This window comes from Tepidimicrobium xylanilyticum (assembly GCF_900106765.1).
GTDB classification, from domain to species: Bacteria; Bacillota; Clostridia; order Tissierellales; family Tepidimicrobiaceae; genus Tepidimicrobium; species Tepidimicrobium xylanilyticum.
This window is the reverse complement of record NZ_FNNG01000003.1, coordinates 244738-258458: the sequence shown is the minus strand read 5'-3', so window position 1 is coordinate 258458 and position 13721 is coordinate 244738. Positions and strand designations below refer to the sequence as shown.

Annotated in this window: 12 protein-coding genes; 9 read left to right on the top strand and 3 right to left on the bottom strand. The window is 33.3% G+C overall.

The annotated features are described in order from the left end of the window. Positions 1 to 36 precede the first annotated feature (36 nt). The 8 genes from gcvH to BLV68_RS05435 all read left to right on the top strand — a co-directional run bounded on the left by gcvH (position 37) and on the right by BLV68_RS05435 (position 7998). Positions 37 to 420 (top strand): glycine cleavage system protein GcvH, encoded by a 384-nt coding sequence (gcvH, locus tag BLV68_RS05470; RefSeq protein ID WP_093751625.1) that lies wholly within the window; start codon positions 37 to 39, stop codon positions 418 to 420. Positions 421 to 424: 4 nt separating this feature from the next. Continuing rightward, on the top strand, positions 425 to 1771 hold the full coding sequence (gcvPA, locus tag BLV68_RS05465) for an aminomethyl-transferring glycine dehydrogenase subunit GcvPA (protein WP_093751623.1): 1347 nt from the start codon (positions 425 to 427) through the stop codon (positions 1769 to 1771). Next, on the top strand, positions 1768 to 3228 hold the full coding sequence (gcvPB, locus tag BLV68_RS05460) for an aminomethyl-transferring glycine dehydrogenase subunit GcvPB (protein WP_200773656.1): 1461 nt from the start codon (positions 1768 to 1770) through the stop codon (positions 3226 to 3228). The genes gcvPA and gcvPB overlap by 4 nt, the downstream gene beginning before the upstream one ends. A gap of 10 nt (positions 3229 to 3238) precedes the next feature. Further along, the gene (lpdA, locus tag BLV68_RS05455) at positions 3239 to 4651 is read left to right on the top strand and encodes a dihydrolipoyl dehydrogenase (protein WP_093751621.1); all 1413 of its coding nucleotides are present in this window, start codon (positions 3239 to 3241) and stop codon (positions 4649 to 4651) included. Between the two features lie 34 nt (positions 4652 to 4685). Then, a complete protein-coding gene (locus BLV68_RS05450) occupies positions 4686 to 5297 on the top strand; it encodes a phosphatase PAP2 family protein (RefSeq protein WP_093751619.1) in 612 nt (203 codons plus the stop codon). 254 nt (positions 5298 to 5551) lie between these two features. After that, the gene (locus tag BLV68_RS05445) at positions 5552 to 6574 is read left to right on the top strand and encodes an ABC transporter substrate-binding protein (protein WP_234949836.1); all 1023 of its coding nucleotides are present in this window, start codon (positions 5552 to 5554) and stop codon (positions 6572 to 6574) included. Beyond that, positions 6549 to 7310 (top strand): ABC transporter permease, encoded by a 762-nt coding sequence (locus tag BLV68_RS05440; protein WP_093751617.1) that lies wholly within the window; start codon positions 6549 to 6551, stop codon positions 7308 to 7310. The genes BLV68_RS05445 and BLV68_RS05440 overlap by 26 nt, the downstream gene beginning before the upstream one ends. A 1-nt stretch (position 7311) precedes the next feature. Next, entirely contained in the window at positions 7312 to 7998 is a 687-nt protein-coding gene (locus BLV68_RS05435; RefSeq protein WP_093751615.1) for an ABC transporter ATP-binding protein, read from the top strand. A 63-nt stretch (positions 7999 to 8061) separates the two neighbouring features. Here the strand turns inward: BLV68_RS05435 and BLV68_RS05430 are convergent, their stop codons facing one another. The 3 genes from BLV68_RS05430 to BLV68_RS05420 form a co-directional block, all read right to left on the bottom strand. Next, positions 8062 to 9864: an ABC transporter ATP-binding protein gene (locus BLV68_RS05430; RefSeq protein ID WP_234949835.1), complete on the bottom strand. Its 1803-nt coding sequence runs from the start codon at positions 9862 to 9864 to the stop codon at positions 8062 to 8064. A 14-nt stretch (positions 9865 to 9878) separates the two neighbouring features. Continuing rightward, the gene (locus BLV68_RS05425) at positions 9879 to 11681 is read right to left on the bottom strand and encodes an ABC transporter ATP-binding protein (protein ID WP_093751611.1); all 1803 of its coding nucleotides are present in this window, start codon (positions 11679 to 11681) and stop codon (positions 9879 to 9881) included. Between the two features lie 399 nt (positions 11682 to 12080). After that, positions 12081 to 12761, bottom strand: a complete 681-nt coding sequence (locus tag BLV68_RS05420; RefSeq protein WP_093751609.1) for a Crp/Fnr family transcriptional regulator — start codon at positions 12759 to 12761, stop codon at positions 12081 to 12083. Positions 12762 to 13102: 341 nt separating this feature from the next. On the opposite strand from BLV68_RS05420, the gene BLV68_RS05415 reads away from it, so the two are divergent. Beyond that, on the top strand, positions 13103 to 13387 hold the full coding sequence (locus BLV68_RS05415; protein WP_093751607.1) for a hypothetical protein: 285 nt from the start codon (positions 13103 to 13105) through the stop codon (positions 13385 to 13387). Positions 13388 to 13721: the final 334 nt, after the last annotated feature.

Genomic DNA, 13721 nt, shown 5'->3' with positions numbered 1-13721 from the left:
ATTAAATAATTAATAATTTTAAGGAGGGTTAAACATATGAGAATTTTAGAAGGCTTATATTATACTAAGGATCATGAGTGGTTAAAAGTTGAGGGAGAAGAAGCATATATAGGGTTATCAGATTTTGCCCAAGACCAATTAGGGGATATTGTTTATGTAGAGCTACCTGAAGTTGACGATGAATTTGCTAAGGAAGAGGCTTTTGCTGCTGTAGAATCAGTAAAGGCTGCAGCTGATGTTTATATGCCTGTAGATGGTAGAATAGCAGATGTAAATGAAGAATTACTAGATGATCCAGCATTAATAAATCAAGATCCATATGAAGCATGGATTGTAAAAATCGAACTAGCCGATAAATCACAAATTGATGAATTGATGACAAGTGAAGAGTACGAAAAGTTCGTAGATGAGGAGGTATAATTGAATGTATCCTTACATCCCAAATACCAAGGACGATGAGAAGAGGATGTTGGAGTACATTGGGGTAGATTCAGTGGATCATTTGTTCAGCGACATACCACAAAATGTTAGACTAAACAGAGAATTAAATTTACCACCATCTAAGTCAGAATTGGAAGTACGCAGAAATATAATAGGCTTATCCAATGAAAACATTTCAACTACACAATTAACATGTTTCCTAGGAGCTGGAGCTTACGACCATTACATCCCTTCAATAGTTGGACATATAATATCGAGAAGTGAGTTTTATACATCCTATACTCCATATCAAGCTGAAATAAGCCAAGGTACTTTACAAAATATATTTGAATACCAAACTCTTATAGCAAATTTAACGGGAATGGATGTAGCTAATGCATCTTTATATGATGGAGGAACTGCAGTTGCTGAAGCAGCTTATATGGCAGTTAATATAACTAGGAGAAATCAAATAATTATTTCAAAAACTGTCAATCCTCAAACTAGAGAAGTTTTAAGAACCTATGCTCATGTTCAAAATATAGAGGTCATTGAGATTGACGATGATATGGGAGTAACCAATGTAGACTTATTAAAAAATTCTTTATCAGATAAAACAGCAGCAGTTGTAGTTCAAAGCCCTAACTACTTTGGAATAATAGAGGATTTAGAGGCTATTGGAGAAGTGGTTCATAGTCAAAAGAAAGCTCTATTTATTACCAGCGTAGATCCAATATCTTTAGGGATATTGAAAGCTCCAGGTGAATTAGGAGCAGATATAGTAGTAGGAGAAGGGCAACCATTGGGTATTCCTTTACAATTTGGCGGTCCCTATCTTGGATTTATAGCAGTAAATAAAGCTCATATGAGAAAACTACCTGGAAGAATAGTAGGTCAAACCGTAGATGAAGAGGGGAATAGAGCTTTTGTACTTACATTACAAGCAAGAGAACAACATATAAGAAGGGAAAAGGCTACTTCTAATATTTGTTCCAATCAAGGTTTAAATACATTAGCTGCTGCAGTATATCTAGTCACCTTAGGTAAGGAAGGCTTAAGAGAAGTGGCTACTTTGGCAACTCAAAAGGCTCATTATGCCATGAAACAGATAACCAAGTCTGGGAAGTATAAACCTCTATTTGATAGACCTTTCTTTAAAGAATTTGCAGTGACAAGCGATGTACCTGCTGATGATATTAGAAAGGGACTTTTAAAGGAAAACATATTAGGTGGTTACTCATTAGAAAAGGACTATCCCCAATACAAAAATGGAGTACTCTTTGCAGTTACGGAGAAAAGGACAAAAGAGGAAATCGATAAATTAAGTGCGGTATTGGAGGGGATAAAATGAGAAGGACAATGTATGATAAATTGATATTCGAACTATCCAAACCGGGAAGAAAGGCCTATAAGTTGCCAGAAAATGATGTGGATAATATGGCTTTAGAAGAACTTATTCCTGGTGAATTCCTAAATACTAAGGAGTTAAACCTTCCAGAAGTAAGTGAAGTCGATATAATAAGACATTATACAAACCTATCGAATAAAAACTTCGGTGTAGATACGGGATTCTATCCGCTAGGATCTTGTACTATGAAATACAATCCGAAGATAAATGAGGATATGGCAAATTTAGACGGATTTAAAAACATCCATCCCCTTCAACCAGAGGAAACTGTACAAGGTGCTTTAAAATTGATGTATGAATTAGATAAAGCCCTTTGTGAAATATCGGGAATGGATAAGATGACATTACAACCAGCAGCAGGAGCCCATGGTGAGCTTACTGGTTTAATGTTAATAAAAGCATACCATGAGCATAGAGGCGATACTAAGAGAACTAAAATAATCGTTCCAGACTCTGCCCATGGTACAAACCCAGCGTCAGCCGTAATGGCTGGATTCGATACTATTGAAATAAAATCCACTGAAGAAGGCCTTGTGGACATAGAAAGCTTGAAGGCAGCTTTAAGTGATGAAGTTGCAGGTTTGATGCTTACCAATCCAAATACCCTTGGATTATTCGAAAGGGAGATTTGTGAGATAGCAAGATTAGTCCATGAAGCAGGTGGATTAGTATACTATGATGGGGCTAATGCCAATGCTATACTTGGTCAAGTAAGACCAGGAGACATGGGATTCGATGTAGTTCACTTTAATCTTCATAAGACCTTCTCAACTCCACATGGTGGAGGAGGACCAGGAAGTGGACCTGTTGGCGTTAAGAGCATATTGCTAGACTATCTGCCAACTCCTACTGTAGAAAAGGATGGAGATAGATACTATCTAAACTATGATGTACCGCATTCCGTTGGAAGAATGAAGGATTTCTATGGTCACTTTAGCATTTTGGTAAGAGCCTATACCTATATATTAACTATGGGTAGAGACGGATTGAAGAGAGTAAGTGAAATGGCAGTTCTTAATGCTAACTATTTGGCTAAGAAATTAAAAGACCATTATAATTTACCAGAAGATACAATTTATAAACACGAATTTGTAATGGCTGGATTAAAGGGAGACCTATCTGAAGTTACAACATTAGACGTGGCTAAGAGATTATTAGATTATGGATATCACCCACCAACAGTTTATTTCCCACTAATAGTTAGGGAAGCGCTTATGGTGGAACCAACTGAAACTGAAAGCAAGGAAACTCTAGATGAGTTTGCGGACATATTGATTAAAATAGCAGAAGAAGCTAAAGAAAATCCAGAAATATTAAAAGAAGCTCCACATAATACTCCGGTGAGAAGGGTGAATGAAACTCAAGCAGCTAGAAATCCTGTACTAAAATATGAAGGGTAGGTGTCATTAATTGACTAAAAATATCGCAGTAATTGGTGCAGGTCCAGGAGGTTATGTAGCAGCAATAAGAGGAGCTCAGCTAGGCGCAAATATATATTTAATTGAGGAAAGAGAAATAGGGGGAACATGCCTCAACCGAGGCTGTATCCCCACTAAAACTTACTTTAGAAATGCAGAAATAATGCGCGATTTAAGAAGAGCAGAAGAGTTTGGGATTACCGTAGAAAACTATAGATTAGATGGAAAAGCGCTTCAGGAAAGAAAAAGACAGGTAGTAAATCAGCTAGTTAAAGGTATTGAACAGCTAATATCCTCTTATAAAAATATAGAATTCATTCCTGGAAAGGCACAAATTAAAAATGAGAAAACTATAATAGTAAATTTAAAGGATGGAAATACCCGTGAAATAACGGTGGACAATATAGTTATTGCAACTGGTTCCAAGCCAACTATGACGGAAACAAAAGGCGTAGACCTAGAAGGAGTTATTACCAGCGATGATCTTTTAGAAATGGAAGAGATACCCGAAACACTAATTGTCATAGGTGGCGGGGTAATAGGATTGGAGTTTGCAAGCATATATCAAGAGCTAGGCTCTAAGGTAATACTTCTTGCTTCTAGGATATTGAAGAATGTAGATATGGAACTAACTAGAAGATTACCTATGTTCTTCAAAAAACAGGGTATGGAAACCTATGTGGATATAAGAGCTAAGGAAATTGTAAAAGAAGGGGATAAATTAAAGGTTATTGCTCGATATAAGAATAAGGATGAAGAAATTGAAGTGATAGGAGATAAAGTTCTTATTGCTTCTGGTAGAGGCCCTGTGGTTGAAGGACTAAATTTAAACGATATAGGAGTTGAATATGACCACAATGGTATTAAAGTAGATGAAAACTTTGAAACTACAGTTAAAGGTATTTATGCCATAGGGGATGTTAATGATTTAGGTATTCAATTAGCCCATGTGGCTTCAGCTCAAGGCGTATATGTGATGGAAAAGATAATGGGATTAACTCCCGATATCAATTTAGATATATATCCTAACTGTGTATTTACGCTACCCGAGGTAGCCTATGTTGGTTCAACTGAAGGAGAATTAAAGGAAAAGGGAATCGACTACAAAGTAAGCAAATTCCTTTTTGCTGCCAATGGAAAAGCATTGTCTTTAGGTGAAGGCGAGGGATTTATAAAGGTATTTGCTTCCAAAAGGGATAATAGAGTCCTAGGAGTGACAATACTAGGCCCTCATGCTAATGATTTAATACATGAAGGAGCCTTAGCCATAGCCAATGGTATGGATGTAGACAGCATTACAAGAACCATACACGCACATCCAACTTTAAGTGAAGCTTTTATGGAAGCAGTGCATGGTTTAGACGATAAAGCAATTCACATGGCTCCACCAAGAAAAAGGAGATAGCAGATTCTTGCTATCTTTCTTTATTGGAGGGATTATGGAAAGAAGTTTAATATTGTTAAATGCTGTATTAATAGCTATATTTTTGATTATAGGGATAATGGTTAGGGGCTCTAAAGAGGGCATAATATTCGATCAGTTTATCATGGAATATATCCATGACAAAGTTACTCCTTCAGGCATAAAAGTTATGAAAAAAATAACCTATCTAGGGTCGGCATATTTCTTTATTCTCATGGGTATAATGATACTTTTATATATGCTGAAAGGAAAGAGAAAAAGGGAAATCTATTTGTTATTCCTATCAACTATTGGTTCTTATGGATTAAATGTGATTCTTAAAAACATATTCATAAGAACCAGACCTTTAGAATTTTTCTTAATAGAGCAGGGGGGCTATAGTTTTCCCAGTGGGCATGCCATGGTATCCATGACCTTTTATTCTACTATGACCTATTTAATTACTAGAAAAATTAATAATAGAGGCCTGAAAACTATGATATGGCTTCTAAATTTTATAATTATTGCTTTAATAGGCCTTAGTAGGATTTATTTAGGTGTCCATTGGCCAACGGATGTCTTAATGGGATTTATTGTTGGACTCATTTTTACCCATGGATCTATAAAAACTATGAGATCGAACAAATGAAAATTGGCAAATATTCTAATTAGTTGAATTAAAGACTCCATCTCTTTATTTGATATAATGGATGGAGTCTTTTAATTAGGATATATGATTTTCCATTTTAAATATTTATTAATATGGATAAATTTTGCTGCCCATGTGAAATGAATTATTGAAAAAGAGAGAAGAACTAAAAAGATATTATATTTATTTAGAGGCTTTGTCTCTTGAAAAATAATCATTTTACGATATTATATTATGATGGGGAGGTATTAGAAATGAAGAAAAAATGTTTAATAATATTATTAATGTTAGTCTTTCTAATTGCTTTTATGTCCGGGTGTAAATCGCAAGAAGTTCAAATGCAAGAAACTGCTACTAAGTCGGAAGAAACTCAAAAGTCTCAAGAGCCTATTACTATAGAGTTCTGTTTTAGAGATGGCATTCCAGCTTTAACTGTTGCTAAACTAATGAAGGACAATCCTGTTATAGATGAGAACATCAATATCGATTTTGAAATACAGAAAAGTCCAGATTTACTAGTTACAAAGATATTAAAAGAGGAAGCAGATATTGCTATAGTACCTTCCAACCTAGCTGCTCAAGCTTATAATAAAGGACTTTCCTATAAATTGATGGGCACTGCTACTTGGGGAAGTATGTATTTAGTCAGCACTGAAGATGTGGAAGGATTTGAAGACTTAATAGGAAAGGAAGTATGTGCTTTTGGAAAAGGGCTTACCCCTGATTTGGTACTCAGATTTGTGCTTTCTCAAAATGGGATTCAACCAGATGAGGACGTAAAAATCACTTATTTAAATGCTGCTTCAGAAGTAGGACCTGCCTTCTTAAGTGGAAAATTTAATTTGGCCCTTCTTTCTGAACCCCTGGCAACCAATATATTGATGAAGAAAGAGGATGCCAAGATAGTATTAGATTTAAATGAGGAATGGAGCCATATAGCTGGAACAAAGAGTGGATTTCCTCAGGCTAGCTTAATAATGAAGTCAGATCTAATTGAAAACAATAAGGAATTTGTTGATGAGTTTATCAAACTATACGAAGAGAGCATTAAATGGGCTAAGGAGAATCCAGAGGAATTAGGAGATATTTCCGAGGAATTAGAGTTAGGAGTTGGAAAGGAACCAATTATAAAGGGTATAGAAAGGATGAATATAGGCTCTTTTTCAATTGAAGACAGCAGGGAGGAGTACAATGTTTACTTTGAAGCCATTATGGACTTTTCACCCGATTTCATAGGAGGAAAAATTCCTGATGAAGATTTATTCTTTGAAAGGTAGGAAATTCTCCCTTATTTCTAAAGGCATTATAATAATCTTTTGGACATTACTGTCTAGAATTGTGGATAATGAAGTTATATTTCCTACCGTTAAAAGCACTATAGCAAGTTTAATAAATATAATTAAAGGGCGCTACTTTTTTAGTATAATAAAATATTCTTTGTTTAGAAGTTTGGTTGGCTTCATTATTTCGCTTGTCTTAGCCATATTTATTGGAGTTTTGGCAAGTGTATTTAAGATGGTTCACCATTTAATGGTTCCTGTGACCAATTTTTTAAGTTCTGTACCAACTATGGCCATAATCATATTGGCCCTCATATGGTTGGATAATGAGGTAGTTCCTCTGTTCGTAGGATTTATTATGATATTTCCCATATTGTATGAAACCGTATTAAAGAGCATTAAGAATGTGGATAAGGATATAATTGAGATGGCACGGTTCTATAAAGTAGATAGGATCTATATCATAAAGTATATATATATTCCTAGCATACTTTACAGTTTAAGTAATGTGTTTTCATCCACTTTAGGCCTTAATTTAAAAATGGTAATTGCAGGGGAAGCCTTATCACAACCTAATTATGGAATAGGCAATAGTCTCCAATTGGAGAAAACCTATCTAAATACTTCAGCAGTTTTTGCTTGGATTATAATAATATTATTGATCTCCAAATTATTAGAATTCATATTAAATAGACTAGATAATTTATTCCATATCAACGATTGGAAGGGATAATATGGCATATAAGGTGGAAGGGATAACTAAATATTATGGGAATTTAAAAGTATTAGATAATATAAGCATAGACTTTGAATCAAATAAGACTACATGCATATTGGGGCCTTCTGGATGTGGAAAGACCACATTATTAAATATAATAGCAGGTATAATCCCAATGGATTCAGGCCAAATAATTGGATTTAAGGATGAAAGAATATCCTATGTTTTTCAGGAGGATAGGCTTATTAAATGGAAAAATGTAAAGGAAAATCTGGAATTTGTGTTAAGGGGAAATATGGATAGAAAGCAAATGGAAAATATAATAGATAAATACTTAAAATTGGTCAATCTAGAAGAATATAAATACTATTATCCAAAAAAATTGAGTGGTGGAATGAGACAGAAGGTAAGCATACTAAGAGCTTTTGCCTACCCTTCCAATGTACTAATAATGGATGAACCTTTTAAATCACTTGATATAAAGAGTAAATCCGTTGTAATGCAGTTTTTTAAACAGTTAAGAGATATAGAGAATAAGACTTGTATTTTAGTAACACATGATATAGAGGAAGCTTTGGAATTGGGAGATAAAATAGTAATGCTAACCCAAAAGCCTACTAAAGTAAAGAAAGTAGTAAATAAAAATATAAAAGATGCTAGGAAATTAATTGAATCTTATTTTGATATAATGCCTTTAAAGTAGACAAAGTAATTTAATTAAATTACTTTGTCTACTAATTTAGGAACAACTTATTAATTGTTAATATTATCCTAACATTTCCATACTCTTTTCCTTTATAAACTGATTTACATATAGATTATAGTAGTAACCCTTTCTATCTATTAAAGTTTCGTGATCTCCTTCTTCTATTATTTTTCCATCTTTGATTACTAGAATTCTATTAGCGTTTCGGATGGTAGATAATCTATGGGCTATAATAAAGCTGGTTTTGCCTTCAAGAATTTTTTCAATTGCATCCTGTATCATCTTTTCAGTTTCAGTATCAATAGAGGAAGTGGCTTCATCCAATACTAGTATTTTAGGTTGTCTAATTAGAGCTCTTGCAAATGAAATTAGCTGTTTTTGACCTGTAGATAACAGACTTCCTCCTTCTCCCACGGGACTATCGTACCCTTTTTCCATTTCCATAATGAACTCATGGCAATTAGCTAACTTACTGGCTCTTATTATATCCTCTTCTGTGGCATTAAGGTTTCCGTATTTTATATTTTCCTTAATAGTTCCACTAAATAGATGGGGAGTTTGGAGAACATATCCTAGATTTTCGTGTATCCAAACCTGAGGCATATCTTTATAATCAATTCCATCTATTAATATTTTTCCAGAGGTAGATTCATAGAATCTACATAACAGATTTACTATTGTAGACTTTCCTGAACCTGTCTCACCGACTAAGGCTATGGTTTCTCCAGGTTTAACTTTTAGATTAAAATCCTTTAAAACTTCTTTTCCGTTTTCATAGGCAAAGGATACATTTCGAAACTCTATTTCACCTTTAATTTCAGGCCAGTTTTCCTTTATTGGATTAAATAAGTCTCCATATTTTACTACTACATCTCTTCTATCGGTAATGGAAGGTTTTTCATCTAAAAGGGAAAAAACCCTTTCAGCAGAGGCTTGAGCAGATTGAACCTCAGCAAAGATTATTGCCAATTGTCTTATGGGCTCAAAGAACTGCATAGTATAGGATATGAAGGCTACCAGGGTACCATAACTGATGCTTCCCATTATTACGTTTTTTCCACCAGCATTTAATACAAGAGCTGTTCCAATACTTCCCAGCACTAACACTATAGGAATATACAAGGAGGAAATTATGGTGGCCCTTATAGAAGCCTTTAACATATCTTCAGTAATTAAGCTAAATTCCTCTAGGTTGATATCTTCCCTAACCAATACTTTGGTGGTTTTTGCACCAGATATATCCTCATTATAAGCGGCAGTAATCTTGGAATTAATTTTTCTTACCTCTCTTTGAGCTTTAAGGATTTTCTTTTGGAAGTATGCGCTTGTAATAGCCAATGGAGGTACCACTGTTAATGCTATTAATGCTAATTTTACATTTAGATTAAACATGGCAATGACTATGGCTAACATCATGGCAATTCCCCAAGAAAAATCCACTAATCCCCAGGAAATGGTTTCACTAATTCTATTTATATCAGACGTCATTCTAGCCATTAACCAACCAACAGCCTTTTTATCATAATAAGATAAAGGAAGCAACTGAAGTTTTTCAAAGCCCATCTTTCTTATGTCATAGGATATATTGGTTTCTATTTTTCCTGCTAGGACTAAAAATAGGAATACATTTATACCTTGGATTAGTATTATCGAAAGAAATATGAGGATGAATTTATCAAGCCCATGGAGGGTGTTTTTTGCAATGAAATTGTCTATTACATATTTAGAAAACAGTGGAAAAACTGAATCTAATACTCCTACTCCTATCATAATTATAAATAGAAATACAATATTTTTACCCTGGGATCTTATAAGTTGGGCAAAGTTTCTCCATACATTAATGTTGATTTTTTCCTTATCCATGTTTCTCACCTCCATTATGTTCTAAGATTTAGGTCCATGAATTCTTCAGTGGGATTTTGAATCTGATAAATTCTTTTATACAATCCCTCTTCCTTTAACAATTCCTCATGGCTTCCCTTTTGGACTATTCTGCCTTTGTCCATGACTAAAATCATATCTGCTTCGGATACTGTAGCAATTCTGTGGGATATTATTATCGTGGTAGATTTACTCTGTCTATTTTTTAAAGCTTTTCTAATAGCAATATCCGTTTCTGTGTCTACAGCTGATAAAGAATCGTCAAATATCACAATAGGACAGTTGTTAATAATAGTTCTAGCTATAGCTATTCTTTGTTTTTGTCCTCCAGATAGTGATACTCCTCTTTCTCCTACGTAGGTATCATAGCCTTTGTCGAAGGACATTATATCTTTGTGAACACTAGCAATCTTTGCAGATTCATAAACCTTATCATCTTTAATAGTAGGATCTGCCAGTTTAATGTTATCTCTAATGGTCTTCGCATATAAAAAGGGTTCTTGAAGGACTATTCCTACATTTTTTCTAATCCACTTTTTATCTATGTCCTTCAATTCCATGTCATCAATTTTTATAGAACCTTTATCATAATCGTATAGCCTAGACAGTAGATGGACCAATGAACTTTTTCCTGATCCAGTAGGTCCAATTAGGGCTAGGGTGCTGCCAGCTTTTACTGTAAAAGATATGTCCTTTAGCACAGGATTAGCTTTGTCATATCCAAACCAAACCTTTTCAAAGGAGATATTACCATGAATAGCAGGTTTTTCTCCCTTTTCCTCTAATATTTCTATGGGTTGGTTTAATATTTCTTCAATACGCCTTACAGAGACTACAGCTTTTCCCATATCTGTAAGAGTTCGTCCCATTTGCCTAATGGGCCATAGGAGCATGTTTATATAACTTATAAAAGCTACTAAAGTACCTAAAGATATATCTCCTCTAACAGCCCAAAAGCTTCCAAAGACCAATACCAAACCTATTTGCAAAAAACAGAGAAAATCTGATACTGCCCAATATACAGCTAGAAGATTGATTAATTTCTGGCTTTTGTTCCTATATTCTTTATTTTTTTCATCAAATTTCTTTATCTCATAATCCTGTCTTGCAAAAGCCTTTACTACCCTTACAGCAGTTAAATTTTCTTGAAGGACTGTAGTTAGTTCAGCTTCAGCTTCATCGGAATTTTGAAAGACGATTTTCACCTTAGAAAAGAATATAAACGCAAAAGCAAATATTACAGGCATGGTAATGGTAGATACTAGGGCCATTTTTACATTTAAGCTAACCATAATATAAAAGACCAATATTACCATAAATAAGGAGCCTGCCACTTCCACCAACTGAATGGATAAAAATCTCTTAATGGTTTCCACATCTGAGGTACACCTTTGAACCAGGTCACCCGTCTCTGCTTTTATATGGTATTCATATGGAAGTCTTTGTATATGGTCATAAAGTAAATCTCTAATTTTTTTAGTAGTATGCTCTGCGGCTTTGCTGGATAAAGTATTCTTAAAGTATAAGAATAATCCTCTTAATAAGGTTATTACTACTATGATGCTGCCGATTAACCATATATTATTCCTTAAGAAAAATTTGCCTCCCCAAAGATCTATAATATTCTTCATTATTTTAGAACTGATTACTTCATCCCCAATGATGGAATCTATTGTGGTTCTAACTACTAAGGGAGATAGCATGCTAAAAATTTGAGAGAGGATAATACATACCATTCCTAACAAATAAATCTTTCTGTAACCAGTCATAAATTCGAATAATTTTTTTATTTCCTTCATAACTACCCTCCTTCTTAAATCGTAAAATATAAAAAACCATAAGATGTGACAAAATGTCTACAATCCTATGGTTTTATGCAATAAACTATTAAAAATAGGCCTAATTATTCCTAAGAGCCAAAAAATTGAAATTAACATTATATTCAAAATAAAAACCATAGGCAAACACGCCTATGGGTATGGGCTGATAGAATTATATCAAAAAATACTCATAGGCCGTGTTTTTATATTTATATAGTTCTCTTTAGACTTTATTAAGTTTATTATGATCACTTTTCACGACCTCCTTAACTTAATTTATTATGGCTATATTATACATTGTATACACAAAAATGCAAGTATATTTACATATTTGTAATACAATTGTAATAATTATCCATATTATTTTTAACATTCATATTAATTAAAAAGAGCTTCTTCCAATAATTGAATATTCAATATTTTAATTATATTTTTGTCTAAATCGATTATTCCTTCCTCTTTCATATGTCCCAATTCCCTTGATAGAGAAGGTCTTGGAATGTTTAGAAGTTCTGCCATTCTCTTTCTTGTAAATGGTATATTTAAAACTGTGGTTTTCTGGATATTATATTCGTGCAAAAGGTAATTAGCTATTTTTTTTCTAATGGTATCCTGGCTTAAATTGGCTATCCTATTATTTAGCATTAAAATTCGTTCAGATAATACGGAGACAAAATTAGTTAATACCTTTGGTTCAAACATGGACAGTTCGATTATATTTTCCTTTTTTATATACATTATTTTAGCCTTTTCTATAGCAGTTATAGTTGCAGGATAGGTATGTTTGTTTGAAAATATTAAGGATTCACCAAATATATTTCCTTCGCTAAAAATATTTATGGTCATAACCTGGCCTGATGGAAATACCTTTTGGATTTCTATTTTGCCCCTTAATATGATTCCTAAACTGTGACAATCGTCTCCTTCTATTGCAATCAATTCACCTTTATTGTGTTCTATTATTTGATAAGGTATTTTATTAAAAGCCCTTATTATTTCATCTTGATCCATATTTCTAAATAAAACACATTTCAACAATTGTCCTATATATTCTTTCATCTTCTTAACCTCCAATGGGGGTCTACTAGTATTATAAATATTTTATTATATTGGAGGTTTTAAAGCAATCCTAGATGTATAGGCTAATATACATTCTCGAAAAAAATAAATTGTTTTAAAATGTGAATATTTTATGGAAATTGGGTAAATAAAAATAAAAGACCAATTAAAAAATAGGATATTTTCTCCGATACTGTAATATAAACAAAGGAGTGAAAATCTAATGACATAAAATCAGCTTAAGAAATAGATTTTATTATGAAGAGACTTTAGCTAAATAAGTCATACTAGTAATATTCGTTTACAATGAATTAATAAAATAGAATGCGAGGAGCTTGATTATGAACAAGATATTATTGATAAACAAGCTAGATCCCCAAGACTATTCAAATAAAAAACAGCGGATTTTTTTTGTGATAGGTGGAATGAATATACCAGATACTGGAAGTCGAATTGTGGATACAATTCTTCAATCCAAGCTTGTGGAAGCAGAAGACATGGTTTTAAAATATAATGGAATAGAGTTAAATATAAGCGTACAACAAATACCTGTTGTGGTTAAGCTATTAAGTAATAAAAATTTTTCCATATACGAAATATATAAGCCTTATATGCCAGAAGAATAGTTAAGCCAATCTAATAAGTGGATTAACTTTATTTACATAATGCTGAGGGTAGCACTAATGTTACTCTCTTTTTAGGTATGCTAGGCATGGGTAACAATTTGGTGGTGAAGGGTCACTACTTCTTGGGCTCTACAAATCAAATAAATCCATGCTAATCTTATAGAAATTCTACCAAGAACGATAATAGATAATAAAGTTATCTCTTTTTTGTGTGAACTTATATACAACAAACCAGTCCTAAAGGACTGGTTTGTTGTTGTGTTTAGATTTATTATAAATGCTTAATGGAAATTATTTGTATTTGTGCAAAATAGAAGTAAAATAGCTGAATAAA